Annotated in this window: 22 protein-coding genes; 2 read left to right on the top strand and 20 right to left on the bottom strand. The window is 36.6% G+C overall.

Going from position 1 to position 26,666, the window contains the following annotated elements:
- Positions 1 to 99: 99 nt before the first annotated feature.
- The gene (locus tag M2139_RS03895; RefSeq protein ID WP_280737357.1) at positions 100 to 1,530 is read right to left on the bottom strand and encodes a 6-phospho-beta-glucosidase; all 1,431 of its coding nucleotides are present in this window, start codon (positions 1,528 to 1,530) and stop codon (positions 100 to 102) included.
- Positions 1,531 to 1,580: 50 nt separating this feature from the next.
- Positions 1,581 to 2,957, bottom strand: a complete 1,377-nt coding sequence (locus M2139_RS03890; protein ID WP_280737356.1) for a 6-phospho-beta-glucosidase — start codon at positions 2,955 to 2,957, stop codon at positions 1,581 to 1,583.
- Between the two features lie 259 nt (positions 2,958 to 3,216).
- Between M2139_RS03890 and M2139_RS03885 the strand changes: the two genes are divergently transcribed.
- Positions 3,217 to 4,137, top strand: coding sequence for a MurR/RpiR family transcriptional regulator (locus M2139_RS03885; protein WP_280737355.1), 921 nt, complete (start codon positions 3,217 to 3,219; stop codon positions 4,135 to 4,137).
- A 75-nt stretch (positions 4,138 to 4,212) separates the two neighbouring features.
- On the opposite strand, the gene M2139_RS03880 is transcribed toward M2139_RS03885, so the two are convergent.
- The 9 genes from M2139_RS03880 to tyrS form a co-directional block, all read right to left on the bottom strand.
- Complete coding sequence (locus M2139_RS03880) at positions 4,213 to 5,037, bottom strand: histidine phosphatase family protein (protein WP_280737354.1); 825 nt, start codon at positions 5,035 to 5,037, stop codon at positions 4,213 to 4,215.
- 64 nt (positions 5,038 to 5,101) lie between these two features.
- The gene (locus M2139_RS03875; protein ID WP_280737353.1) at positions 5,102 to 7,006 is read right to left on the bottom strand and encodes a beta-glucoside-specific PTS transporter subunit IIABC; all 1,905 of its coding nucleotides are present in this window, start codon (positions 7,004 to 7,006) and stop codon (positions 5,102 to 5,104) included.
- 132 nt (positions 7,007 to 7,138) lie between these two features.
- Positions 7,139 to 7,981: a PRD domain-containing protein gene (locus M2139_RS03870; RefSeq protein WP_280737352.1), complete on the bottom strand. Its 843-nt coding sequence runs from the start codon at positions 7,979 to 7,981 to the stop codon at positions 7,139 to 7,141.
- Between the two features lie 370 nt (positions 7,982 to 8,351).
- Complete coding sequence (locus tag M2139_RS03865) at positions 8,352 to 10,136, bottom strand: ABC transporter ATP-binding protein (RefSeq protein WP_280737351.1); 1,785 nt, start codon at positions 10,134 to 10,136, stop codon at positions 8,352 to 8,354.
- 5 nt (positions 10,137 to 10,141) lie between these two features.
- Positions 10,142 to 11,890 (bottom strand): ABC transporter transmembrane domain-containing protein, encoded by a 1,749-nt coding sequence (locus M2139_RS03860; protein WP_280737350.1) that lies wholly within the window; start codon positions 11,888 to 11,890, stop codon positions 10,142 to 10,144.
- A 223-nt stretch (positions 11,891 to 12,113) separates the two neighbouring features.
- Positions 12,114 to 12,365 (bottom strand): YneF family protein, encoded by a 252-nt coding sequence (locus M2139_RS03855; protein ID WP_280737362.1) that lies wholly within the window; start codon positions 12,363 to 12,365, stop codon positions 12,114 to 12,116.
- 163 nt (positions 12,366 to 12,528) lie between these two features.
- Positions 12,529 to 13,422: a deoxyribonuclease IV gene (locus tag M2139_RS03850; protein ID WP_280737349.1), complete on the bottom strand. Its 894-nt coding sequence runs from the start codon at positions 13,420 to 13,422 to the stop codon at positions 12,529 to 12,531.
- A 75-nt stretch (positions 13,423 to 13,497) separates the two neighbouring features.
- The gene (locus M2139_RS03845) at positions 13,498 to 14,403 is read right to left on the bottom strand and encodes an AEC family transporter (RefSeq protein ID WP_280737348.1); all 906 of its coding nucleotides are present in this window, start codon (positions 14,401 to 14,403) and stop codon (positions 13,498 to 13,500) included.
- An 82-nt stretch (positions 14,404 to 14,485) separates the two neighbouring features.
- On the bottom strand, positions 14,486 to 15,748 hold the full coding sequence (tyrS, locus tag M2139_RS03840; RefSeq protein WP_280737347.1) for a tyrosine--tRNA ligase: 1,263 nt from the start codon (positions 15,746 to 15,748) through the stop codon (positions 14,486 to 14,488).
- A gap of 441 nt (positions 15,749 to 16,189) precedes the next feature.
- On the opposite strand from tyrS, the gene M2139_RS03835 reads away from it, so the two are divergent.
- Complete coding sequence (locus tag M2139_RS03835) at positions 16,190 to 18,736, top strand: transglycosylase domain-containing protein (RefSeq protein WP_280737346.1); 2,547 nt, start codon at positions 16,190 to 16,192, stop codon at positions 18,734 to 18,736.
- 60 nt (positions 18,737 to 18,796) lie between these two features.
- Here the strand turns inward: M2139_RS03835 and M2139_RS03830 are convergent, their stop codons facing one another.
- The 9 genes from M2139_RS03830 to fabF form a co-directional block, all read right to left on the bottom strand.
- Entirely contained in the window at positions 18,797 to 19,531 is a 735-nt protein-coding gene (locus M2139_RS03830; RefSeq protein WP_280737345.1) for an amino acid ABC transporter ATP-binding protein, read from the bottom strand.
- Between the two features lie 35 nt (positions 19,532 to 19,566).
- Positions 19,567 to 20,256, bottom strand: coding sequence for an amino acid ABC transporter permease (locus M2139_RS03825; protein WP_280737344.1), 690 nt, complete (start codon positions 20,254 to 20,256; stop codon positions 19,567 to 19,569).
- Between the two features lie 26 nt (positions 20,257 to 20,282).
- A complete protein-coding gene (locus M2139_RS03820) occupies positions 20,283 to 21,113 on the bottom strand; it encodes a transporter substrate-binding domain-containing protein (protein ID WP_280737343.1) in 831 nt (276 codons plus the stop codon).
- Between the two features lie 251 nt (positions 21,114 to 21,364).
- Entirely contained in the window at positions 21,365 to 22,150 is a 786-nt protein-coding gene (locus M2139_RS03815; RefSeq protein ID WP_280737342.1) for an acetyl-CoA carboxylase carboxyl transferase subunit alpha, read from the bottom strand.
- 1 nt (position 22,151) lies between these two features.
- The gene (gene accD / locus M2139_RS03810; protein ID WP_280737341.1) at positions 22,152 to 23,012 is read right to left on the bottom strand and encodes an acetyl-CoA carboxylase, carboxyltransferase subunit beta; all 861 of its coding nucleotides are present in this window, start codon (positions 23,010 to 23,012) and stop codon (positions 22,152 to 22,154) included.
- Positions 23,013 to 23,067: 55 nt separating this feature from the next.
- The gene (locus tag M2139_RS03805; protein ID WP_280737340.1) at positions 23,068 to 24,438 is read right to left on the bottom strand and encodes an acetyl-CoA carboxylase biotin carboxylase subunit; all 1,371 of its coding nucleotides are present in this window, start codon (positions 24,436 to 24,438) and stop codon (positions 23,068 to 23,070) included.
- A 7-nt stretch (positions 24,439 to 24,445) separates the two neighbouring features.
- Positions 24,446 to 24,865, bottom strand: a complete 420-nt coding sequence (fabZ, locus tag M2139_RS03800) for a 3-hydroxyacyl-ACP dehydratase FabZ (RefSeq protein WP_280737339.1) — start codon at positions 24,863 to 24,865, stop codon at positions 24,446 to 24,448.
- A gap of 86 nt (positions 24,866 to 24,951) precedes the next feature.
- A complete protein-coding gene (gene accB, locus M2139_RS03795) occupies positions 24,952 to 25,422 on the bottom strand; it encodes an acetyl-CoA carboxylase biotin carboxyl carrier protein (protein WP_280737338.1) in 471 nt (156 codons plus the stop codon).
- A gap of 7 nt (positions 25,423 to 25,429) precedes the next feature.
- Positions 25,430 to 26,665, bottom strand: a complete 1,236-nt coding sequence (fabF, locus tag M2139_RS03790) for a beta-ketoacyl-ACP synthase II (RefSeq protein ID WP_280737337.1) — start codon at positions 26,663 to 26,665, stop codon at positions 25,430 to 25,432.
- Between the last annotated feature and the right edge of the window lies 1 nt (position 26,666).

Here is a 26,666-nt window from a genome sequence, read left to right as displayed (position 1 = left end):
AGAAAAAAGCAGTCAAGCAATGAAAGCTGCTTGACTGCAAAAATCAAATTATTCTATTGGATTTTCTCTTCACCAACACCAGTTGACAAAGAGCCTAAATTATTTACTTAAATCTTCACCATTAGAAGCAATTACTTTTTTATACCAATCAAATGATTTTTTCTTAGTACGTTTCAAAGTACCGTTGCCGTCGTTATCGCGGTCAACATAGATAAAGCCATAACGTTTTTTCATTTCGCCAGTTCCCGCAGAAACTAGGTCAATACAGCCCCAAGTTGTGTAGCCTAATAAATCAACGCCGTCAATTTCAACTGCATCTCTCATGGCTTTAAGGTGAGCGGCTAAGTATTCAATTCGATAATCATCTTCCACATAACCATTTTCATCTGGTGTATCAACAGCACCTAAGCCGTTTTCAACGATAAATAATGGTTTTTGGTAACGATCATATAAATCATTCATTGTGATTCTTAAACCTAATGGGTCAATTTGCCAGCCCCATTCACTAGCTTCCAAATAAGGGTTTTTAACTGAAGCAAAAATGTTGCCTGCTGTTTTTTCCAATAATTCAGGATCAGTTGTTGCAACACGAGAAGCATAGTAAGAGAATGAAATGAAGTCAACAGTATGCTCTTTTAATAATTCAGCATCGCCTTCAGCCATTTCAATTTTAATACCTTTACGTTCCATATCTTTCAAAGCATAAGCTGGATATTCTCCACGAGATTGTACATCAATAAAGAAATAATTTTCGCGGTCTTCTTGTTTACCAGCCCATACGTCTTCTGGTTTACAACTATATGGATAGTAATTACCCGCTGCTAACATACAACCCACTTGGTTTTCTGGATCCACTTCATGAGCAATTTTTGTAGCAATTGCACTAGCAACTAATTCATGATGAGCCGCTTGGAATTTAACTTGTTCAACGTTTTCGCCTTCTTCAAAGTATAAACCAGCGCCCATAAATGGTGCATGTAAAATCATGTTAATTTCGTTAAAAGTTAACCAGTATTTAACTAAGCCTTTATAACGGTTAAAAATTACTCGGCAAAGATTTTCATAAAAACCAACTAATTTACGACTGCGCCAAGCACCATATTTTTCAATTAAATGCATTGGACAATCAAAGTGAGTAATGGTAACTAAAGGTTCAATGCCATATTTATGACATTCTTTGAAAAGATCTTCGTAGAATTTCAAACCTTCTTCATTTGGCTCAGTTTCATCGCCATTTGGAAAAATTCTAGTCCAAGCAATTGAAAGACGGTAAGTTTTGAAACCCATTTCTCCAAATAAAGCAATATCTTCTTTATAATGATGGTACATATCAATCGCATTTTGTGCTGGATAAAAATGTTCGTCATCAAAATCAAACATTTTCATTTGTCCAGAAATAATTGGAAAACGGTCTTTACCGATTGGAACAACATCCACGTTAGCTAAGCCACGGCCGCCTTCGTTATAGCCACCTTCACATTGATTGGCAGCAGTTGCACCACCCCATAAAAAGTCTTTTCTAAATCCCATAAGTAAAATCTCCTCGTTCTCTAGTATTCGTTTTTCTATATAATAAATTATTAATCTAACGCTCGTGCTACTTCATCTTGAACAGTTACCCCTTCAGCTTCTAAACGAGCAATCGTTTCTGCAAATTGTGGTAAATGTTTTTTATGAGCGATAAATAGTTCATCCATAATTCTTACAGCTGTTTTTCCAGAACGAACTAACGGATTAATGGTAAATGCTTGTAAAGCTGTACCATAATCCCCCGTTACTGCAGCTTCAATTGTTAACAATTCCATATTTTTCATAACTTGCAACCAACCACGTTCAGCTGGTGGCAATGAACCAAAGGCAACATTACGAGCCCCTTGCGCTCCAATGTAAGCTGTCACCTCAACCACGCAATCAGCCGGTAGATCAGGTACGGCACCATCATTTTTAGTTGAAACAACAATTTGCGTATCTTTATTGCCATAAATAGAAGCAATAGTTTCGCAAGCTGCATCAGAATAATAAGCGCCACCGCGTTTTTGTAATTGTTCAGGTTTATAATTTAAGTTAGGATCTTTGTATAACTCAAATAATTCAGCTTCGGTTTCTTTGACTTGTTGTGCGCGGGTACCGATGCCGTTGTATTCCTCTAAAGCATGCTCCAACATTTCTTCTTCCATGTAATAATAGCGGTGATAGCCACAAGGAATCATTTTCATCTGTTGAAGTTGGGCTTTGTTGAAAGGAATATCATGAATATTTTTAGGTAGACCGCTGTCTCCTTCATACATTCTATCAATTAATTCTAAAGTGATATCATTGCCTTTATCGTCCGCAACTTTGTGCCAATGGAAGTGATTCAAACCAGCAAACTTATAAATTAAGTCTTCTTTTTTCACACCCATTAATTCAGGTTCAGTCATCATCGCCATCACTGGTACATTACATAAACCGACAACTTTATCCCATTTACCATAACGAACTACGGCTTCAGTCACCATACCACTTGGATTGGCAAAATTGACTAACCAAGCATCAGGACAAAGGCGCTTCATATCTTCTACAATTTCTAAAATAATCGGAATCGTTCTAAATGCTTTGAACATTCCGCCAGCACCATTCGTTTCTTGACCAATCATTCCATAATAAGCTGGGATACGCTCATCTTTAACACGAGCATTTAACTGCCCAACACGAAATTGTGTTGTAACGAAATCAGCATCTTTTAATGCTTCTTCACGACTTAAAGTCATATGAATTTTTACATCATAAGGGGATGCATCCCACATCCGTTGGGCCATTTTACCGACAATCTCTAATTTTTCTTTACCAGCTTCCACATCAACTAACCAAATTTCACGAATAGGTAGCTCATCGTAACGTTTAATAAAACCTTCCATCAATTCCGGAGTGTACGAACTACCGCCACCAATTGTAGCAATTTTAACACCTTTAGTCATAAAATGATTCTCCTTAGTTTTATTTACATATCTATTATCATTCACGTAAATAGGTTTTGCAATTGTAAAAATCGAAGTTTAAACATTATTTACGCCACCGCTAGAACAAAAGAGTATTTTTGTAAATTGAATTTACGAATATTTGATATGGAAGTAAATTAACTCACTAATCACGATATTTACCTTTACATTCCATTCACAATAAATTATAATTTTTGTAAAAATAAGTAAACGTTTTTTAGAAAATTTAGGTGGGAAAATGCTAATTAGAGAAAAAATGAAAAGTCATAAATTTTCAGCTGCAGAGCAAACCGTTGTGGATTATATTTTAACGACGCCAGAAACTTTAGCAGATTTAACCGTTCAGGAAATCGCCAAAAAGAATTTCACTCATCCCTCAACTTTAATTCGTATTGCTAAAAAACTGGAATATTCTGGTTGGTCCGAATTAAAAACAGCTTACTTAGAAGAATGGCAATATTTGAATACCCATTTTTCAGACATTGATGCTAATCTACCTTTTTCTAGCAGTGATGGTATTACCACAATTGCTAAAAAAATTGCTCAATTGGAGCAAACTACGATTGAAGACACATTATCGCTGATTCATCATGATGATTTACAAAAAGCGAAACAACTGATTTTATCAGCAAAACAAATTCGCATTTTTGCCAGTAATGCCAACACTTTAATTTCTCAAGACTTTGCTTTAAAAATGAATCGAATTGGCAAAAATGTTGCCATCTCCACTACTTTCGGAGAAAGCATGTACGAAGCTTACAACTGTTCTGAAGAAACTTGTTGTATTTTAATTTCCTACACTGGTGAAAACAGCATGATTCGTCGTTCTGTTGATGCTTTAAAAGAAAAACAAGCTAAAATTATCGCGATTACCAGCATTGGCGAAAACTATTTATCCAGCCACTGTGATGCACTATTACCAATCACTACCCGGGAAAAGCTCTATTCAAAAATCGGCAATTTCACTACCAATACTTCCATTTGCTATTTATTAGATGTGCTGTATTCTGTTGTTTTTGCAGAAAATTATCAAAAAAACTTAAATCATCTCATTCAATTAGGTCAAATTGTTGATAACCGCAAAAGTAATGTTGACATTATGCGTGAAGCCAAACCGATTGACGCTCTTAAAATCACTGATTCTTGGATTCCAAATTAACTTTTTTAGAAATAAGAGGTTAGTAGAAAGTCTGATTGACCTTCTAACTAACCTCTTTTTGCAACTTACAAAAATTTATTCTGCGCCTTTTTCAACATATTCAAGGCTACCTACTGATTCTACAGTGAAGTTGCCATCTTTATAAACAATTTTAGTTACACTAGCATTTGGTAATTGGCCACCTTCTGGCACTTCATCTGTCATATCAGAAATCATCGCCATAATTGACATACCATGAGCAACAACTAACACGTTACCCCCACCAGCTTTTTCAGTATCTTCAGCAATTGCTTTCAATTCAGTTTGCATTCTGTTTTTAACTGTTGCGAAATCTTCCGCCATACCGGCTTCAGAGTCAATCACATCAACAGCATCAACTACTTTTTCTAAATCAATAGCACCAGCTTCAAATAAAGCAGTTTGTGATTCATAACCCATCTCTTTAGCGATGGCATTCCACATATTTTCATCTGTGTCGCCTTCGTAAACGCCGAAACAAACTTCTCGCAAATCTGAACTTTCATTTAAAACTAAATCTTCTTGGCCGTTATTTTCTAATACTAAACGAGCCGTTTCTCTAGCGCGACCTGCATCACTAGAGTAAGCTGAAACAAATTCAATCCCTTCAGCTTTTAAACCAGCGCCTAACTGTTCAGCCACCTCTACACCAGCATCAGTTAGTGGTGTATCTGACCAACCTTGCGCCCGATGAACAGTATTAAACATTGTTTTACCGTGGCGCGTTACATAGAGCACCACTTCTTGTGGTTCTTCAGTTGCCACTACTGAACTTTCAACGGTAGATGCAGCTGTACTACTTGTATCAGTAGTACTTGTACCACAACCAGCAAAAGCTAATAGAGAAACCAAAACTAAACTAAGAGAAATTCTTTTTTTCATTATAAAACGCTCCTTCAATCATCACTTGAATGTAAAGTTCTTTTTTTGCAGCAATCAACACTTACTATGTTAAAGCTGTAATTAAGTCATCATTAAAGGATACTTCTGTAGCTTGTGGTTCAAGAATATCTAAATAGTCATTTGAGTTCGTTACAAGGACTGGTGTTTCTGTACTATAACCAGCCGCTTCAATCGCTGCTTTATCAAAAGTAACTAAAACATCACCTTTTTTTACTTTATCGCCTTGTTGAACAAAGCTTTCAAAATGTTGACCTTCTAATTGAACAGTATCTAAACCAATATGGATTAATAGTTCCATACCATTGTCAGAAATTAAACCAATTGCATGTTTTGTTGGAAAAAGAGTCATAACTGTGCCATCAAATGGTGCAACTACTTTACCTTCTTTTGGATAAATTAAAACGCCACGACCTAATGCACCTGTTGAAAATGCTTCATCTTTTGCTTCGCTTAAAGGAGCAACTTTTCCTTCAACGGGTGTAGAAATTACTTCTTTAGTAATTGTTTTTGTTGTTTCGACTTCAGCAGCTTCAACTACTGTGTCATCTTTCCAGAAGAAGTAAGTTAAAACAAAACCAATCACTGAAGAAATCACAATTGCTACAATTGCATGAATTGCACCAGTAGCATCCCCAGTTTCTTGATTAATATAGCTTGGAATACCAAAGACACCTAAACCGCCCATTACATATGAACGAACACCCATAATTGACATGTAAGCACCACCAGCGGCACCACCAATCATAGAAAAGATAAATGGTTTTTTCTTAGGTAGTGATAAACCATAAATCGCAGGTTCAGTTACCCCACAAATACCAGAAATAACGGCTGGAATAACCAATGATTTTTCTTTAGGATTTTTCAACTTGAAGTACATTGCTGCTACAGCTGCAGTTTGCGCAAAGCTAGCACCAAACATTCCGATTAAAGCAGTAGAATACCCTAAGCTTCCCAATTGAATGATTGCTAACGGAATCAAACTCCAGTGTAAACCAAACATTACTAACACTTGCCAGAAGAAACCAACGATTAAACCAAATAGTAATGGTGAGAAGTTCATCAATGCATCAAAACCAGCACCTAGCAAACCTGTTAAAATAGTAATAACTGGACCAATTACTAAGAAACCAACTGGTAAAGCAATTAATAGTACAAAGAATGGTACAAAGAAGTTACTAATTACTTCTGGAATAATTGGTTTGATTAGTTTTTGAACTTTACTTGCAAACCAAACAATTAATAATGCTGGAATAACACTACTTGCATAGTTATTTGCAACAAAAGGAATTCCTAAGAAAGTTGTATAAACTGGACTTTCAAACATTGTTCCTGCAAATAAAACAGATAACGGGCCATCAGGCATTGCTGCTTGAAAAGCTGATAATTGCAGATTAGGATACATTAACGCGCCACCGATGGCTAAACCAACATATTGATTAACACCGAATTTTTTCGCTGCGGAAACCCCTACTGCGATTGGTAAGAAATTAAAAATTGCATCGCCAATACCATTTAAAACCATGTAAGTACCACTATCAGTAGTTAGTACGCCAAAAGCAATCAGTAAGGCAACCAAACCTTTAATCATCCCGCCAGCACTTAAAGCACCTAAGAATGGTTGGAAGGTTCCACTAATCACATCAATCAAAGTATTAAAAATTCCTGATGATTCTTCACTTTGTGTTTCTGTTTCGCCAGATAAACCTGCGATACTAACCACATCTTCATAAACTGCAGGTACATGGTTCCCAATAACTACTTGGTATTGTCCGCCGCTCTTCATCACGGTTACAACGCCTTCCATGTTTTTCAGTACGTCATCATTGGCTTTGCTTTCATCTTTCAATTTAAAGCGTAGCCGTGTAATACAATGTGTTAAACTGTTAATGTTTTCTTTGCCGCCTACATTTGCGACAATTTTTTCTGCTAAATCATGATATTTTCCCATTTTTTTGTTCCTCCAATAATTTTTCTTTTAATTGAAGGTTTAGCCAACTTAATGTCACTATCCAAATTGTATCTTTTAATCAAAATTCCTTGCAGTTTTGAAACGACCCTCCTTGTTTCAAATTTTTATTTATCAACTATTTTTTTGCACCAAACGGGCAATATGAATAGTTAAATACAAACTTTCATCACTCGACATCTGATAAGCATAATTTTCTTCTAAAAAGTCAGCAATTCGTAGTACACACTGATAAGCGTTATGATATTTCATTTTTACAATTTCTAATAATTCCTCGTCTGTTTCGCCTTCGTGTGTTGAATGTGCCATCATTCTAGCGATGAAAAAGCGTAGATGCGTTGTGAAACGATAGAAATAAACGGACTCTTCATCAAAAGTTGTTTTGAAGAAGTACTTCACGATGTTCATAATATCTTGCATGGTCTTCGTTAAGTCGTACATATCATTCATTTCGTCGTTTTCGGTTTGGGCGTTCACCAAATGTAATGCAATGAAGCCCGCTTCATCCTCGGGTAAATCCACATGATATTCTTTATCAATTTTTTCAATGGCCTTTATCCCGATTTTGTACTCTTTAGGAAAAAAGCGTTTAATATCCCAAAGGAGCACATTCCTAATTTTGATGCCATTTTCTACTCGTTCAATGGCAGTTCGAATATGGTCGGTTAGTGAAATGTAGATTGCTTCACTTAAATCCTTGTCTAGAACACTCTTACTGTACTCAATAATTTCATCTGCCAATGACAAATATTCCAACGGCAAATCTTGAAGTAGTTCTTGAAATTTTTGTGATAGTTCATCGTTGGACAAGCGATAAACCTTGTCAATTAAGCTTTTTTCAATGCGATCACCAATCTTTTTCTTAAATGCCAACCCGCACCCCATCACAATCACTTCGTTGTCTTGATCATCTTTTGTAATCACGACATTGTTATTTAAAATCTTTTCGATTTGCAATATCTACCCTCCCCCCATAAAAAAAACCTAACACTACCCCATAAAGCAAGGAGTAGAGGCCCTTACTATTCATTAGGTACTGTTAGGTTTAGCTTGTCGAAACAATCACTATCCATCACATATTAAACTATAAGGTAATTCTACAGTCAATAATGAAAGTTGTCAACGTTTTCAGAAGTTATTTTTCGAAAAAATTTACAAAAAAGCTTTTTCCCGCGATTTTTTTTGTAAACAAAAAATTTATTTAGTAATAATGAAAAAAATTCAAGTATCTTCTTCGATTTTTAAATTCTTTTTATGACAAACTATTTTTTCTGGGTAAAAAACAACAGCGAGATTCTTCTTTAACCGAAAAATCTCACTGTTATTTTTAATATTCATTATTTTGAAGTTTATACATATCAGCATATAAGCCATCAATTTGTAATAAGCTATCGTGATTACCTTGCTCTACCACACGACCTTTATCTAAAACTAAAATTAAATCGGCATCTTTAATTGTCGAAAGGCGATGAGCAATCGCGATTGTCGTTCGACCCTGACGCATATTTTTCAAACCTTCTTGAATCAGGCCTTCTGTTTCCGTATCAATATTAGCAGTGGCTTCATCCAAAACTAAAATTTTCGGATTCGTCACAATCGTACGGGCAAAAGAAATTAACTGCCGTTGACCACTAGAGTAGCTGGCGCCCCGTTCAATTACTTTTGAATGATAATCATCCGGTAAGCTTTCAATAAATTTATCAGCTTGTACGAAACGAGCGGCTTCTACAATTTCTTCATCGGTTATTTTAGGATTCATCATGCGGATATTGCTAGCAATATCACCATAAAACATAAAGGCATCCTGTAACACCAAGCCCATTTTTTCCCGTAACTCAGTTAAAGAAAAATTGCGGATATCTTGATCATCCAGTAGAATTTCACCTTCGTAAAATTCATAAAAACGCATCAAGACGTTAATAATTGAACTTTTCCCACTACCAGTATGGCCCACTAAAGCAATCGTTTCACCTGGTTCAGCCACAAAAGAAATATTATTTAAAACATTGTTTTTACCATCATAAGAAAAACTAACATTTTTAAATTCAATTTTCCCAGTTAAAATTTTTGCTTGGGCATCAGCATTTTGTTGCGGGGTATATTCTTCAGTGTCAATAATTTTTAAAATACGACTACCTGCTACCAAACCATCGGTAAAAATACTTAAATAATCCATCATTTGCGACATCGGATTGAAAAAACTTTGAATATAAGTGATAAAAGCATAAATCAAACCGACTTCAGTTGGCGAATGTAATGTATCAAAACCAAAAAGCTGTAAAGTTAAAGCTACCGCTAAAGCATGCAATAGGCTAATTACCGGGCTTAACAATAAAGAATTAGTACGAATCATGTTATAACGAGTACCTAAATATTCATTGTTAATTTTATCAAACTCTTGGGCTAAACGTTTTTCTTGACGAAATTGTTGAATGATTTGCATCCCTGAAATCGACTCATTTAATTTAGTATTCAATTGACTTAATTTTTCCCGCATTTTCCGATAAATTCGTGAACTATATTTTTGATAATACCAAATAATCGTTAGTAAAATCGGTAAAAATAATAAATTAGCCAAAGCAATTTTTTGATTAATTTGAAACATCGCTACAAAAGAAGAGATGACCGCAAAAATCCCAGTTAAAACAGTTAAAAAAACAAACCAAAATTCAAAGAGAGTTTCTGTATCATTGGTCACTCGTGAAACAATCGAGCCAGCTGGTGTCTGGTCAAAATAACGCATCCCTAAAGTATGCAATTTTTCAAAAAGTTTCACGCGAATATGTTGATAAGTTTGCAATGACGCCTTTGAATAGAGAAACCATTGGAAAAACCAAATGACACTTTTCAAAATAACTCCTAATAAATATAACGCAGCAAAGTAAAGAATCACTTGCGTCGTCGCTGTATAATTCATTAAATATTCATCCATAAAGGTTTGAATAACTCTTGGTAACAAAACGTTGACGATAGATAAAGCAAACGCAAATAAAATTGCGGTAAAAAAAGTTTTTCTAAAAGGTTTTGTATATTTTAATAAACGCTTAATGATCTGGCCTTGCTCCTTCATTGATAAGGATTTGGACCATTCAGATTGATATTTTTCTTCCATAAAGCTTAGTCACTCCCTTCAATCTTAGCTTCTAGTTGTTGTTTTCGCCACATTTTATTGTACCAACCATCGTTAGCTAGTAAGCTTTCGTGATCTCCTCGTTCAACAATTTTTCCTTCATCAACAACGATAATCTCTTGAGCGTGCATCACACTGCTTAAACGATGAGCAGCAATAATAGTCGTTTTATCTGCCCGATAAGCTTTCAAATTCGTTAAAATCGCTTCTTCGGTTTTAGCATCAACCGCTGATAAAGCATCATCTAAAATCAGTAGCTCAGGATTGACAATTAACGCACGGGCAATTGAAATCCGTTGTTTTTGCCCACCTGATAGAGATACACCGCGTTCTCCTACCATCGTGTCATAACTTTCAGGCAATTCTTTAATATCTTCATCAATAAAGGCTAACGCAGCCGCCTCTTCCACTTGAGCTTGCGTATAATCAGGATTAGCAAAACGAATGTTATCGCGAATCGTCATGGAAAATAAGAAATGATCCTGTGGCACATAGCCCGTTGATTGCAATAACGCATCTAAACTGTAGTCTTTAACATCAACATCGCCAATCGTAATTTCCCCTTGATAATTATCATATTCTCGCATTAATAATTTCAAAATCGTGGTCTTACCCGCACCAGTTTTACCAACAATGCCTAAAGTACCGCCTTCAGAAATTTTGAAATGTAAGTCTTCCAAAGTCGCTTTTTCAGCATCAGGATATTTAAAGTTAACTATATCATAGGTTAATTGACCTTTAGCTGGCTGATTAACAGCCGCCATTTTTTCAACAATATGGCTTTTTTCATGCAGTAACTCATTAATCCGGTCGTAGCTGGCATTGCCCCGCTCTAAAACGTTAAACAAACGACCAATCGCAAACATCGGCCAAACCAACATCCCAATGTAACTAATAAAAGAAACTAACTGCCCAACGGTAATTGTTTGGTCCATAATAAATTTTCCGCCGACAATAATCGTCAGCACATAAGCACAACCAATAATTAAAGTAATCGTCGGATCAAACAATGCATCTAAAAAATTCACTCGGCGATTTTTTACAATTGACGCTTCAGTTTTGCTGATAAAATCATCTAAATCTTCTTTTTCTTGACCAAAAGTTTTGATAACTTTAATGCCGGTTACACTTTCTTGCGTCTTATCATTTAAATCAGAAAAAGCTTCTTGCGATTCTCTAAAAGCTTCATGAAGCTTCGTTCCTAAAACCCGCGCCATTACAGCTAACAGTGGCAAAGGAATTAAAGCAATCAGCGTCAAACGCCAATCAACAAATATCACCATCGCAATAATCGTTGCACCACCGGTAATAATCGAGTCAGCAAAAGTTAAAATCCCTACCCCAGCAACATTTTGAATTGCGCTTAAATCATTAGTCGCATGAGCCATTAAATCCCCTGTCCGATATTTTTGATAAAAAGTATGATCCATTTTAGTAAAATGAGTAAATAATTGCTGGCGAAGTTCTTTTTCTAAACGAGCCGCACCACCCCAAATTCTTCCCCGCCAAATATAGCGGAAAATGTATTGTGACAAAGCGGCAACCGCTAAAACAGCTACCCATAAAGTAATTTTTTTAAGCGTGAAATCTTTTTGAGCAATTTCATCAATGATAATCCCAATTACTTTTGGGGGAATCAATTGAAAAAGCGCTACTAAAATCAGGGCTGTTACCCCAACCACATAAGTTTTTTTCTCTTTCTTAAAAAACCAACCTAATTTTCGATAAATCGACATCGTGTACCTCCTTTTTTAGTTAACCTTTGCGATTAACTCCTTTCCTATAAAAATCTGACAAGCAATGATCGAGCAAATCATTACTTTTGAACAAAATAAAAATGCAGACACTCACAGTTGGACAACACCGAAAAGCGGAGCGAGCTCGTGCAGCTGGACAACAAAAAAACGACCAGAAAAATTCTGCTCGTTTTACATACGTGTGTCTTAAAAAATTCAAAAATTACTTAGCTTTTTTGTCTTTAGCATTTTGGCTCTTAGCTTGACCTTGTAATTGAGCTGTAATTTGACGAACTTTTTTCTCAGAAGGCTTTTGCCCCATTGACTGCATCATTGTACGTACTAATTCCTCATTAAAAGGAGGATTTTCTTGCAGATATTTTTCTAAATATTTTCTTGCGATAAAGAAACCACCAACTGCTCCCACAGCCAAAGCGATAACCGCGATTAGAATTACCATTCCTGTTGACATAATTAAATCTCTCCTCTCTAATAAATTGCTCTCAAGAAATTATTCTACTAGAACTTGTAGAAAAAGAAAAGCAGTTTTCTTAAAAAAATTCATTTTCTCTTAAAAATCTTCTGAAAAAGCTCAATTAAGTTACTTTCAACTCCATTTAACAGCTAATAAAACCTTTTTACACCTGATAATCAATTTCGGGGAAAGCTGTTTCATCAAAAGTTTGCGCTTTTAACATCGCAATTTCTTTTTTATAAGGGGCATAAGCTGTTTTTTTATCGGGCCCCACATAAGGTGTCTCTAAAATTTTAGGTAGCTCTATCAATTGCGGATGATGAACCACTTTATTTAAAGCCTCAAAACCAATCGTACCAAAACCAAGATTGGCGTGGCGATCTTTACCAGCACCGCGAGGATTTTTAGAATCGTTGACGTGAACAACTTTTAAACGATCTAAGCCAATTACATCATCAAATTCTTTTAGTACCCCGTCAAAATCTTCTTTTACGTTATAACCGGCATCGTTTAAATGGCAAGTATCAATCGTCACAGAAAGTTTTTCATTTAACGTCACACCATTAATAATCGTCGCTAACTCTTCAAAATTCCGCCCTAGCTCCGTGCCTTTTCCCGCCATAGTTTCTAAAGCGATTTGAGGAATTTGTTCTTTAGTAAGCACTTCATTTAAACCTTTAATAATTTGTTGTAACCCCGCATCAACGCCAGCGCCAACGTGAGCCCCTGGGTGCATAGTAATTTGAGTTGCACCTAAAGCTTGCGCCCGTTGAATTTCTTCTCTTAAAAATTGCGTCGCAAAACCAAAATTTTCCGGTTTAATAGTGTTGCCTAAATTGATAATATAAGGGGCATGTACCACCATGTGCGTTAAGTTATGCTCTTGCATAAAAGCTTGCCCTAACTCAATATTCATTTCCTCCACGCTTTTACGGCGAGTATTTTGCGGGGCACCAGTATAAATCATAAAAGTGGTTGCGCCATAGCTAGCGGCTTCTTCAGCTGCCCCTAATAACATTTTTTTACCGCTCATACTTACATGTGATCCAATTAGCATTTTTTTGCTCCTTTTCATCTGCGATTTCGTTACTTTAAACATAGCGAACTTTCTGCTTTGAAACAACTATTATGCTTATAAAAATACCATTAAGACGCCAGTCATCAATAAAAAGCTAATCAAAAAACTAGCTGAGGAAGCAAAACCTACCGCTTCTTCGGCCATGCCAGCTTTAACACTGTTAATCACGCCAAACGTGCTCATCGGCCCCACACACAATAAACATAAAACAATCGTTAGCATTTGTGGCAGCGGTAGTAAAACAATTATCAAGCCCATAACAATTCCGGTTAAATAGCGCACTCCTAAAACTTTAACTACCCCTTGATGAAAATCTTTAGGTAAATACAAATCTAAAAATAAACCAATCATAAACATCGAAAGAAACGTATTAGCGCCACCAGCAATTGTTGTTACCGACAAAACAGCGCTAGGAATCGTAATTTCAAAATAACGTAAGCCAAACATAATTAAATAGGTCAAAAAAGTCGGTGAACCAAATAATTTTTTAACAACTCCGATAAAATTATTACTTTCGCCATCTTTAGTTAACGCATCAATCGCTAAAGTCGTACCGCCTGCCAACATCACACTATTGCCTAAATCAAACAAAGCCAACAGCGGCAAAGCAGCTGGTAAAAAAGCTTGCGTGAAAGGAATCGTAAAATTTCCAATATTATAACCAGAAACACTATACATTAAAAACTTTTGTTGTGGCAAAGTTTTTTTCGTTGCTGAAAAATAGCCGATAATAATTAACAACAAATTAAAAAGAATGCCCAGCACAGCTAAAATCAATAATTTCGGATCAATTTGCAGCGTAGCTAAATTATTAATGACCGCAGCCGGCAAAGTTACATTTAAAATAATAATTGAAAGCCGTGAACCGTCATCTTTACTTAAAATATCTAATCTTTTCAACAAATAACCTAGTAATAAAATTGCAAATAATGCCCCAGTATTTTTTAAAACTTCTCCCATAAATATCCTCCAAATATCCTTGTAAAAAAGAAACTGGGCCACTTAACATCAGTAGTCAACCCAGTTTCAACATAATTAATTTTTAAAATTTCAACAAGAAATATTTTTTCTTCCCACGACGAACAACCGTAAATTGATTAGAAATTTTATCTTCAGCAGTTAAAACGTAATCAAGTTCTTGTTTTCGTTCACCATTTAAGTAAATCGCACCGTTTTGAATATCTTCTCTTGCTTGACGTTTAGAAGCTTCAATGCCGGCGGTAATTAACAAATCTACCAAATTCAAGCTATCAGTCGCTTGAACTTCATAACTAGGAACATCTTTAAAGCCTTGTTGAATTTCTTCAGCCGTTAGATTTTTCAAATCGCCACTAAATAGCGCTTCAGAAATATGCACGGCTTGTTGGTAAGCTGCTTCACCATGAACTAAAGTCGTTACTTCTTTCGCTAAAGCTTTTTGGGCTGCCCGTTGTTCTGGCGCAGCTGTAAAGGCAGCTTCAATTTCAGCAATTTCTTCAATCGTTAAGAAAGTGAAGTATTTCAAGAATTTCACCGCATCGCGATCATCGGTATTAATCCAGAATTGATAAAATTCGTAAGGTGAAGTTTTATCAGCATCTAACCAAACGGCGTTTCCTTCAGTTTTACCAAATTTCGTACCGTCAGCTTTAGTAATTAAAGGCATGGTTAAACCAAAACCTTGCACTTCTTTTTCACGACGCAATAATTCAATACCTGAAGTGATGTTGCCCCATTGATCACTACCACCTAATTGTAATAGGCAACCATGTTTTTCATATAAATTCAAGAAATCATAAGCTTGTAGTAATTGGTAAGCAAATTCAGTGTAAGAAATCCCCGTTTCGATCCGGCGTTTCACACTTTCTTTACTCATCATGTAGTTAATTGTAAAGTTTTTACCTACATCCCGTAAGAAATCAATTAAGCTGATTTCTCCTAACCAGTCGTAGTTATTGGCAATAATCGCTGGATTTTTTTCATCTTCAAAATCAATAAAACGTGATAATTGATTTTTAATACTTTGTGACCAGTTTTTAACGGTATCTAAAGTATTCAGTTGGCGCTCAGCGTCCTTAAAGGAAGGATCGCCAATCATGCCCGTCCCACCACCAACTAAGGCAATTGGCACATGACCATTTTGTTGAAAACGACGTAAAGTTAAAATTGGTAATAGATGCCCGATATGTAAGCTATCAGCCGTTGGGTCAAAACCTATATATAACTTCACAGACTCTTCGTTTAATTGTTTTTCTAAGGCAGCTTCATCCGTTACTTGATGAACTAATCCCCGCTGCTTCAGCTCTTGAAAAAAGTCTGAACTCATTTTTATTCCTCCTAATAATATGCAGTCGTTAGCTTTTTTGGCAAAAATGCTGATTACTCATACATTTCAAGCACTAACAACTTACTTAACTAAAATTTCTTTAACAAATTTTATATATACCTATTTATCTTAACTGAAATGAAAAAGAAATAAAAGTAGTTCAGCTTAATTTACCTAAGTTTTTTTACTAATTTCCAGCCTTCTTTTTTGAAATTTAGCATTTAACAGCAACTTTTTTAAAAATAATCCTGATTTTAACGAACATTAGTTTAAAATTGGGGATATTTTATAAGTTTCTCTTTGATTACTACCCAATGAATCGCTTATTTGGTATAATGACGGGTAGAAAGTTTTTTAATCAAGAAATTTTAATTGCGTTAAAAGTTTGTCTTAACAAACAAAGGACGCTGCTTTTATAGTAGGAAAGGTGGTTATTTTCTTTTGTCAGCTAGTGAAAATCCCAATCAACAAAAGAAACCTCAGAAAAAAATTGAAGGTGATGTTAGCTTTTTCGCTAATGTAACTTTACGTGTTTTTCAATCAGTATTCATTTTCATCATAGTTGCCATCATTTTATTAGGTTCTTTAGGAGCCGGAGTTGGGGCTGGCTACTTTGCCTCTTTGGTTGAAAAAACAGCTTTATTAGATAAGGAAAGTTATGATCGGGCTTTCGGTAATATTACCGAAACTTCTCATATTACTTATGCCAATGGTGAACGAATCGCGACAATTAGTTCTGATTTAGTCAGAACAACCGTTGCTTCTGATGAAATCTCTGATCTTTTGAAAAATGCCATTATTAGTACAGAAGATGAGCATTTCTATAAACATAAAGGTTTTGTCCCGAAAGCCGTTTTACGGGCCTTAATCTCAGAAGCTACTGGAATCGGTTCTTCTGGGGGTTCAACTTTAACGCAACAGTTAATCAAACAGCAAGTTTTAACAGACGAAACAACTTTTCAACGGAAAGCCAATGAAATTTTGTTAGCTGCTCATGCTGAGAAATTTTATAGTAAAGATGAAATCGTAACAACTTACTTAAACATCTCACCTTTTGGCCGAAATAATAAAGGCCAAAATATTGCGGGTGTTCAAGAAGCAGCTTTAGGAATTTTCGGGGTAAAAGCTTCCGAAGTTAATTTAGCCCAGGCGGCATTTATCGCTGGCTTACCACAAAGTCCGATTGTCTACTCCCCTTTCACTAACACAGGTGAGTTAAAAGAAGACTATTCATATGGTTTAGAACGTAAAGATTTTGTGCTTTTCAACATGTATCGAGAAAAAATCATTACTAAAGAAGAGTACGAAGAAGCCAAAGCTTATGATTTATCGCAAGACTTTTTACCACAACAAACAGTAGAAACCAATAATCATGGCTTTTTATATTATGCTGTTTTAGATGCTTCAGTAGAAACTTTAGCTAAACACAATGCTGAAGCTGATGGTATTTCAAAAGAAAAATTTGCTGAAGAAACAACTTACCAAAGCTATCGTACAAAAGCCCGTCGGGAATTAGAGAATGGCGGCTATACGGTAACTTCAACGATTGACCGTAGCCTTTATGATGCGATGGAAGCTGCCGTTAACGATTATGGTTATATGTTAGATGACGGTTCAGGTATTCCTGTCGAAACAGGTAGTGTTTTAATGGAAAACTCTACTGGTAAGATTTTAGCCTTTTTAGGTGGTCGCGATTATGGTACTAGCGAAAACAATCACGCTCTTGATACGATGCGACAATCTGGTTCTACAGCAAAACCACCTTTTGTTTACGGACCAGCAATTGATCAAGGAATGATTGGTTCGGAATCGTTAATCTCTGATTACAGTACTACTTACACCAACGGTTCACCAGTTAGTAACGCTGGCGGAACCGCCAGCAACACTTTCCAAACCGTCCGTAAAGCTTTACAAGTTTCTAGTAATAATACAGCGGTAAATACTTATCGTGATCTACAAAAGAAAATGGGTTCGGCTAATTTTGTTTATGATAATTATTTATCAAAAATGAACTTTCCTATTAGTGATAACAGTTGGCAAGAAGAATCTGCCGCTTTAGGTTCAACAGTCATTACAACTTTAGATATGACTAATGCCTATCAAACTTTAGCTAACAATGGTGTTTATCAAGAAGGCTATATGATTGAATCAATTGTTGATAATCAAGGCAATGTAATTTATCAACATGAAGCGGATCCAGTGCAAGTTTACTCGCCAGCCGCTGCTTCAATTATGATGGATATCACAAAGAGCGTCATCGATGCTGGAATCACAACTAGCTACAAAAATATTTTATATAGTTTAGATGGTAATTTAGCGAACACTAGCTGGGCTGGTAAAACAGGGACTTCTGAAAATAATGTTGACTCTTGGTTAATTGTCTCTAATCCAGCTGTAACTTTAAGTAATTGGTCAGGTAAAGATAACAATGCTGTTATGTATGGTGATACCGGAGCTCGCTCAGGTCGCTTTATGGCTTACTTAACTACTCGGCTTTATCAAGCAAATAGCGGAATTTTCGCAGTTGATCGTAAATTTGAATTAGCGCCTGATGTTAACTCTGTCTATGTATCTAGCTTTACTGGCTTGAAAAAAGGGAGTTTCCAACATAATGGAGCAACCATTCAAGATCCTGGTAAAGATATTCTTTCTTTATGGGCAACCCAAGATGTTCCTACTTCCAAATATCAATTTGGTTTAGGTGGCACCATGGCTAACTATGATAGTTATTGGAGCGGTCAAGGAAAAGAAGCTGATAAAGACAAGGATAAAGATAAAGACGCTGACAAAGACAAAGATAAGGATAAAGATAATCCTGATAGTAGTAGCTCTGACAGCAGTAGCTCATCTAGCTCAAGTTCTTCATCAGAGTCATCAACAGAGCCGCCCGCTTCATCAACAACGCCTGAAACGGAACCACCGGCTTCAGAAACAGAACCAGAGATACCAGAACCACCGACACCGGCACCAGAATCCGGCGGTGAATAAAATCGAAATTAGCAAAAAGCCTTGGGAGCAATCATACTCCTAAGGCTTTTTATTATTCTTTTACAAAACTTTTGATAAGAAATCAATCGTTCGCGGATGTTTAGGAGCATCAAAAACTTCAGCAGGTGTGCCTTCTTCCAAAACAATCCCTTCATCCATAAATAAAATTCGCGAACCTACTTCACGGGCAAAGCCCATTTCATGAGTGACAATAATCATCGTCATACCGTCTTTAGCAAGTTGTTGCATCACCCCTAAAACTTCTCCCACCATTTCGGGGTCAAGAGCCGAAGTCGGTTCATCAAAAAGCATTACTTCTGGTTCCATCGCTAAAGCTCGCGCAATCGCAATCCGTTGTTGTTGTCCACCAGATAAAGATTGAGGATACTCTTGAGCCTTATCTTCTAAACCAACTTTTGATAAGAAATCATAAGCAATTTTTTCAGCAACACTTTTTTCTAAACCTTTCACTTTAAGGGGAGATAAAGTTATATTATCTATGACTTTCATATTAGGAAATAAGTTGAACTGTTGAAAAACCATCCCCATTTGCTCACGAACTTTAAAAATATCCGTTTTTTTGGCGGTTAAATCGGTTCCCGAAAAGTTAATTTCCCCTTTGGTAGGTTCTTCTAACAAATTTAAACAGCGGAGAAAAGTGCTTTTGCCAGAGCCAGAAGGGCCAATCACAACCAAAACTTCCCCTTCAGTCACTTCTGTAGTAATCCCCTTTAAAACTTCTTGTTTCCCAAAATATTTATGCAAATTTTTAACAGTAATTATTTTTTTCGACATATTTTTCTCCTAGCTATTTTGAACTATCATAAAATTTAACGACGATAGCCCTTCCCTAATTTCTTTTCAAAAAGATTTAATAAACGAGAAGTTATAAAAGTTAATATGAAATAAATTCCCGCCGCAATATATAACGGCTCTAAAGGAATAAAGGAGCGAGAAATAATAATCTGTGAACTACTTAATAGCTCATAAATTCCAATGCTGGAAAGTAAAGAAGAGTCTTTTATCAAAATAATAAACTCATTTCCTAAAGCTGGTAAAATATTACGGATGGCTTGGGGTAAAATCACATAGCGCATCGCTTGAAATGGCCGCAAACCTAAAGAATAAGCCGCTTCTTGTTGACCAAAGTTAACCGCCACAATTCCGCCTCGGACAATTTCAGCCACATAAGCCCCTGAATTTAAGGAAAGAACAATCATCCCAGGAATTAAACGGCCTAAATCAATCGCTAACACTCCAAAATTCAATGTTAAAGAAGGAAAGATTCCTTGCAGCAAGCCAAAGCCAATTAAAATTTGAATCAACATCGGTGTGCCCCGTAAAATTTCAATATAAAGATTGGCAAGCAGTCGTAAAATTCGATTTTTAGACAATTTCATTAAAGCTAAAATGCCCCCTAAAATCGTCCCACAGATAATGGTGATAATCGAAATTAAAATCGTAACGCTAGCACCATCGATAAAATACATATAATATTTGGGTAAAAATGAAAAATTCAAACGTCTCGCCCCTTACTCACTTCGTTTTATTCAGCTTGTTGATTGGCTAACTGAATATTTTTATCCACAAATTCTTCAATTTGACCATTATCAATTAATTTTTGAATACTTTTATCAATTTCCGTTTTTAAGTCGCCACTATCTTTCGGTAAAGCAATTGCGTAAGCTTCGTCTTCACTAGAAGTTAATTCAATTTCCGCTAACATCAAATCAGGATTTTGATAAATATAAGATTCAGCAATCGTTTTTTCTAAAACTAAAGCTTCAATGGAACCTTGATTTAATTCAACAATTAAATTAGGAACTTTCGGAACGGAAACTTTAGTTGAATCTGGTAGTTGCGCGGTAACGATATCTTCTTGAATCGAACCTTTTTGTGCACCTACATTTTTACCTTTTAAAGAAGCCAAATCAGTGTAAACATCCGCATTTTTCTTATTAATCACCACTACTTGTGGGGGATTGTAATAATTCACGGAAAAATCAAAGCTTTCTTGACGCTCTAGCGTTGCGGAAATCCCTGATATCGCAATATCCACCTTGCCTTGTTGTAAAGCTGTCAGCACGGCATTAAACTCCATATCCATATATTCCACTTCGACCCCTAAGTCTTTAGCAAGCTCCGCTATTAAATCAACATCTGCGCCGACAATTTTATCTTTACCATCAACTAATGCGTGAAATTCAAAAGGAGCAAAATCGGCCGATGTGGCAACTTTTAACACGCCTGCTTCTTTAATTGCAGTTAAAGAGTCTTGCTCTGTTGTTTTTGAACTTTCAGCTTTGGCATCATTACCGCAAGCTGCCATTGTCATTACCATTAATCCTGTTGCTAATAAACTTAAAAACTTTTTCATACTTCATTCCTCCAATTATCTTTTATTTCCCGTCTAACTAAAATACAATTCCAGACTAATAAATATTCACTAAAATCAGCACATATTAGAATTATATACATAATAAAGTATTTTTTTGAATAACGCAAGTGTTTCTATGTAAAAATATTCATTTTATCGCGAATAATGCTAATTTATATTCAAAACAAAGCAAAAAGACACTTACAATCAACTAATTAATAGTCAATTTAAGCGTCTTTTTTTTCTCAAAATTAAAATTTTCTAAAACGTTGATAGCGATTATTTAACAGCTGCGTTTTTTCAATTTTAGCTAGTTCAGTTATTTTTTCAATGATTGCATTTTTTAACATTTCATCAATGGTAGCTTGTGGGATTAATTTGCCGTTCTTCGTTTCAGGAATCACCTGGTCAATTACCGCTAAATCAAACAGCTCATTAGCAGTGATTTTCATTAACTCAGCTGCCTCTGATGCTCGTGAGCCATCTTTCCAAAGAATTGAAGCAAAGCCTTCTGGTGATAAAATCGCATAGATGCTATGCTCCATCATCCAGACTTCATCAGCAACCGCTAACGCTAGCGCACCACCGCTGCCACCTTCACCAATAATTAAAGAAAGAATCGGTACTTTCAAATCTGACATTTCCATCAAATTTTTAGCGATAGCTTCCCCTTCACCACGTTCTTCGGCACCAACGCCACAAAAAGCCCCAGCTGTATTAATCAGATTAATTACCGGCCGGCCGAATTTTTCCGCTTGCTTCATTAAACGTAAAGCTTTGCGATAGCCTTCGGGATTGGGCGCACCAAAATTTCTTTTGATGTTATCTTGTAGATTTTTTCCTTTTTGAATACCGATAACTGTTACTGGTTTGCCGGACAAAGTAGCGACACCGCCAACAATCGCACCGTCATCAGCAAACAGGCGGTCGCCGTGAAACTCTTGAAAGTCATCGAATAAAGTTAAAAAGTAATCGAGACTGGTGGGACGATCTTGTTTACGGGCTAACTGAACAATTTCATTTGCAGTCATACTCATTTCAATCCCATCCTTTCAAACTATGAATTTCCAAAAGCACACCTAACCGCTCTCTTAGTTCTAAGCGGGGAACAATTTGATCCACAAAGCCATGAGCTAATAAAAATTCAGCTTTCTGGAAATCTTCAGGTAACTCTTGCTTAATTGTTTGTTCAATTACGCGACGACCAGCAAATCCAATTAAACTTTGTGGTTCCGCTAAAATAATATCCCCTTCCATTGCAAAACTGGCAGTTACACCTCCAGTTGTCGGATCGGTTAAGACGGTGATATATAATAAACCAGCGTTGCTGTGGCGTTTCACAGCTGCGGAAACTTTTGCCATCTGCATTAAAGAAAAAATGCCTTCTTGCATGCGGGCGCCACCAGAAGCGGTAAAAATCACTACTGGTAATTGCTCCTCAGTTGCTCGTTCAAATAGTCGGCAGATTTTTTCACCGACGACTGTTCCCATGCTCCCCATGATAAAATTCGCATCCATCACACCGATAGCAATTTTATGATCTTTAATTAAAGCTTGACCGGTAACCACCGCTTCATGTAAGCCAGTTTTTTCTCGTAAAGCTTCAAGCTTCTCAAGATAATTAGGAAAGTTTAAAGGATCTTCCGTTTCAACTTCGGTATCCCATTCAATAAAGCTTTTATCATCAACGGTTAACGCCAAACGTTCCCAAGCGCTGATCCTAAAGCTATAACCACAATGCGGACAGACCTTCTCTTGACCCATTTCCTTTGTATAAAGAGTTCTTTTACAACTAGGACATTTAGCCCACATATTATCTGGTACAGAAGGTTTAGTGGCGGTCTCCTCTAAACGATTCGGCTGGATTCTAATGTAATTTTTCTTTTTGAAAAGCGCCATCGAAAGCTCCTCCCCTTCATTCCATCTCAAAAATGAGATGCATTTCTATTTTAGCTTATTCACTCATATCAGGTTGCCAATTTGGCAAGAAAGTTTCTTGTAAAAAGCCAGTATCATAATCGCCAGCAATCACTGCAGGATGACTGATTAAATCTAATTGGAATTCGGCATTGGTAATAATGCCATCTGTCACAATTTCTCCTAACGCTCGTTGCATTTTCATTAAAGCTTCAAAGCGATTGTTGCCATGAACAATAATTTTAGCAATCATGGAATCATAGTAAGGCGGAATCACATAGCCAGAATACATAGCGCTATCAACTCGTAATCCCATACCACCGCTTGGCAATAAAAGATTTTTAATCGTCCCCGGTGAAGCTGCAAAATTAAACGCCGGATTTTCAGCGTTAATACGACATTCAATGGCATGACCTTTAAATTCAATGTCCGCTTGTTTTAGATTTAAAGCTTCACCAGCAGCGACTTCGATTTGTTTTTTAACTAAATCAACGCCAGTCACCATTTCCGTTACCGGATGCTCCACTTGAATCCGTGTATTCATTTCCATAAAATAGAAATCGCCAGCTTGATCCATTAAAAATTCAATCGTACCAGCATTTTGGTAATTAACCGCCTTAGCCGCACGAACTGCCGCATCACCAATTGCTTGACGCTTAGTGGCACCTAAAGCCACCGATGGCGATTCTTCTAAAACTTTTTGATTATTGCGTTGTAAGGAACAATCTCTTTCTCCTAAATGAACGACATTACCATAATTATCCCCTAAAATCTGCACTTCAATATGACGCGCGGGATAAATAATTTTTTCCACATACATATCACCATTGCCAAAAGCTGCTAAAGCTTCTTGGCTAGCAGAATCAAAATGTTGCGGTAATTCTTCAGCATTTAAAACTTTACGAATACCTTTACCACCACCACCAGCGGAAGCTTTTAACATAATCGGATAACCAATTTGTTCGGCAATCGCTAAAGCTTCGGCGACACTTTTTACAGCGCCGTCACTGCCGGGAATAACTGGTACCTTAGCTTCTTTCATTAAAGCACGGGCATTAATTTTATTACCCATGACATCAATCGTTTCACTTTTAGGACCGATAAAAACTAAATTTAATTCTTCACACATGGAAGCAAAACGACTATTTTCAGATAAAAAACCAAAACCAGGATGAATCGCTTCTGCTTTGGTTACAATCGCTGCACTTAAAACTTGTTGCACATTTAAATAAGAATCATTGGCTTTAGCTGGCCCAATACAAACGGCTTCATCAGCTAACTGGGTATGAAGAGCTTCTCGGTCGGCTTCAGAATAAACCGCAACCGTCCGCACTCCCATTTCTCGGCATGCCCGAATAATTCGTACGGCAATTTCGCCACGATTTGCAATTAAAACTTTAGAAAACATGATTCACCTATCCAATCATAAAGGTCAGTTCTGCTTCAGCAACTTTTTTTCCATTAACATAGGCGGTGCCTTTGCCGATACCTGCTACTGCCTTAACTTTTAAAATTTCAACTTCTAAAATTAATGTATCACCTGGTACAACTTTTTTACGAAATTTGGCTTTATCAATTCCGCCAAAATAAGCAGTTTTTCCACGAAAATTTTCTAAAGACAACAAAGCAACCGCGCCAGCTTGCGCTAAAGCTTCTAAAATTAGAACCCCTGGCATCACTGGCTCTTGGGGAAAATGCCCTTGGAAAAACTCTTCATTAATCGTCACGTTTTTACGAGCGACAATTCGTTTACCTTCTTCTAACTCATCTACCCGGTCAATTAGTAACATCGGATAACGATGAGGAATAATCGCTTTAATTTCTTCTATATTCATAACTCAATCCTCTTTCTGTAAAAAACAACCTTAAACTTGCAAGCAGCTGTTAAACACTTAGCTTGCAAGTTTTTTTAGATAGCTATTTATTTGACGCGGAAAAGGGCTTGACCAAATTCAACAACTTGTTCATTTTCCACTAAAATTTCGCTAATTACACCATCAACATCGCTAGTAATTTCATTCATGACTTTCATGGCTTCAACAATACAAACCACTTCGCCTTTTTTCACAGTATCACCTAAATCTTTAAAATTAGCTTTATCAGGTGCTGGTTTTAAATAAATCACACCGACAATCGGTGAAACGATTTCTGTACCAGAAACAACAGCTGCTTTTTCGGCAGGGACTTCAACTACTGGTGCTACAGGTGCCGCTGCAACTGGCGCAGCTACTACCGGACTCGCTTCAACAACAGTTGTAGTTGGTGTTGCCAGACTGCGACTCATTTCATTTTTATTCATATATAATTCAAAAGTGCCTTCTTTTAACTCAAATTCCTTTAAAGAAGACTCATCAAATTTTGCTAATAAATCTTTCACTTCATTGATATCCATGATGTATTTATGCCTCCCAACGCTTCAAGCAAATAACTGCATTGTGGCCCCCAAAGCCTAATGAGTTACTTAATGCATATTCAATTTCAGCAGACTGACTTTGATTTTTTACAATAGTAATATCAATTTCAGAATCTTGATTCGTTACATTAATGGTTGGTGGAATAAATTGCTCTCTTAACGCTAATAAAGTAGCAGCAGCTTCCACACCACCAGCAGCACCTAAAAGATGGCCTGTCATTGATTTAGTACTACTTACATAAGTATCTTTATAATTTTCACCTAAAGCTAATTTAATCGCTTTTGATTCAGCGCCATCATTAGTTGGTGTACTTGTGCCATGAGCATTAATATAGCCAACTTGTTCAGGGGTAATTCCAGCTTCAGCCATCGCAAGTTGCATCGCTTTAGCTGCACCAGAACCATCTGGCGTTGGGGCCGTCATATGGTAAGCATCACAATTAGCGCCATAACCAACCACTTCACCAAGAATTTCAGCACCACGCGCTTGGGCGTGCTCTAATGATTCTAAAACAAAAATCCCCGCACCTTCACCCATTACGAAACCATCGCGATTTTCGTCAAAAGGTCGTGAACCTTTAGCAGGATCTGACTCTGAAGATAAAGCTGTTAATGAAGCAAAGCCAGAAATACCAATTTCACAAATTGAAGCTTCAGTCCCACCAGCTAAAATAGCGTCAGCATAGCCATGTTTAATATTACGGAAAGCTTCCCCGATTGAATGTGTTCCACTGGCACAAGCCGTTACGATTGCTGAACAAATTCCTTTAGCGCCAACTTTTAAAGCAATATTGCCGGCTGCCATATTAGCAATTGACATTGGCACAAACATTGGTGAAACGCGTTTTGGTCCTTTTTCATTCATGCGAGTTACTTGATCTTGAATTGTTGGTAAACCACCAATTCCTGAACCAACAATCACACCTAAACGATCAGCATCCATTATTTCGGCTTTTAGATCAGCCATCTCCAACGCTTCTAATGCTGCATAAATGCCGTAGATTGAAAACCAATCCATCCGTTTAGCATCTTTTTTAATAAAATATTTATCAAATGGAAAGTCATTAATTTCACCCGCTAAAGAAATCCCAGTTTCTGTAGCATCGAATTTTGTAATTGGACCAATCCCATTTTTACCTTCTTTTAAGCTTTTTAAAAAAGTTTCATGGTCGTTACCGATTGGAGAAGCAACACCATAACCTGTAATAACTACGCGATTCATT

The sequence above is a fragment of the Enterococcus sp. PF1-24 genome, assembly GCF_029893325.1.
Lineage (GTDB): Bacteria > Bacillota > Bacilli > Lactobacillales > Enterococcaceae > HY326.
The sequence above is the reverse complement of the archived record's forward strand: the minus strand, read 5'-3'. Positions and strand labels throughout refer to the sequence as shown.

What these genes read in the sequence shown, in the direction of transcription:
- M2139_RS03895 (WP_280737357.1), bottom strand. Translation starts at nt 1,530, where the DNA reads ATGGGATTTAGAAAAGACTTTTTATGGGGTGGTGCAACTGCTGCCAAT.
- M2139_RS03890 (WP_280737356.1), bottom strand. Translation starts at nt 2,957, where the DNA reads ATGACTAAAGGTGTTAAAATTGCTACAATTGGTGGCGGTAGTTCGTAC.
- M2139_RS03885 (WP_280737355.1), top strand. Translation starts at nt 3,217, where the DNA reads ATGCTAATTAGAGAAAAAATGAAAAGTCATAAATTTTCAGCTGCAGAG.
- M2139_RS03880 (WP_280737354.1), bottom strand. Translation starts at nt 5,037, where the DNA reads ATGAAAAAAAGAATTTCTCTTAGTTTAGTTTTGGTTTCTCTATTAGCT.
- M2139_RS03875 (WP_280737353.1), bottom strand. Translation starts at nt 7,006, where the DNA reads ATGGGAAAATATCATGATTTAGCAGAAAAAATTGTCGCAAATGTAGGC.
- M2139_RS03865 (WP_280737351.1), bottom strand. Translation starts at nt 10,136, where the DNA reads ATGGAAGAAAAATATCAATCTGAATGGTCCAAATCCTTATCAATGAAG.
- M2139_RS03860 (WP_280737350.1), bottom strand. Translation starts at nt 11,890, where the DNA reads ATGTCGATTTATCGAAAATTAGGTTGGTTTTTTAAGAAAGAGAAAAAA.
- M2139_RS03850 (WP_280737349.1), bottom strand. Translation starts at nt 13,422, where the DNA reads ATGCTAATTGGATCACATGTAAGTATGAGCGGTAAAAAAATGTTATTA.
- M2139_RS03845 (WP_280737348.1), bottom strand. Translation starts at nt 14,403, where the DNA reads ATGGGAGAAGTTTTAAAAAATACTGGGGCATTATTTGCAATTTTATTA.
- tyrS (WP_280737347.1), bottom strand. Translation starts at nt 15,748, where the DNA reads ATGAGTTCAGACTTTTTTCAAGAGCTGAAGCAGCGGGGATTAGTTCAT.
- M2139_RS03830 (WP_280737345.1), bottom strand. Translation starts at nt 19,531, where the DNA reads ATGTCGAAAAAAATAATTACTGTTAAAAATTTGCATAAATATTTTGGG.
- M2139_RS03820 (WP_280737343.1), bottom strand. Translation starts at nt 21,113, where the DNA reads ATGAAAAAGTTTTTAAGTTTATTAGCAACAGGATTAATGGTAATGACA.
- M2139_RS03815 (WP_280737342.1), bottom strand. Translation starts at nt 22,150, where the DNA reads ATGAGTATGACTGCAAATGAAATTGTTCAGTTAGCCCGTAAACAAGAT.
- accD (WP_280737341.1), bottom strand. Translation starts at nt 23,012, where the DNA reads ATGGCGCTTTTCAAAAAGAAAAATTACATTAGAATCCAGCCGAATCGT.
- M2139_RS03805 (WP_280737340.1), bottom strand. Translation starts at nt 24,438, where the DNA reads ATGTTTTCTAAAGTTTTAATTGCAAATCGTGGCGAAATTGCCGTACGA.
- fabZ (WP_280737339.1), bottom strand. Translation starts at nt 24,865, where the DNA reads ATGAATATAGAAGAAATTAAAGCGATTATTCCTCATCGTTATCCGATG.
- accB (WP_280737338.1), bottom strand. Translation starts at nt 25,422, where the DNA reads ATGGATATCAATGAAGTGAAAGATTTATTAGCAAAATTTGATGAGTCT.
- fabF (WP_280737337.1), bottom strand. Translation starts at nt 26,665, where the DNA reads ATGAATCGCGTAGTTATTACAGGTTATGGTGTTGCTTCTCCAATCGGT.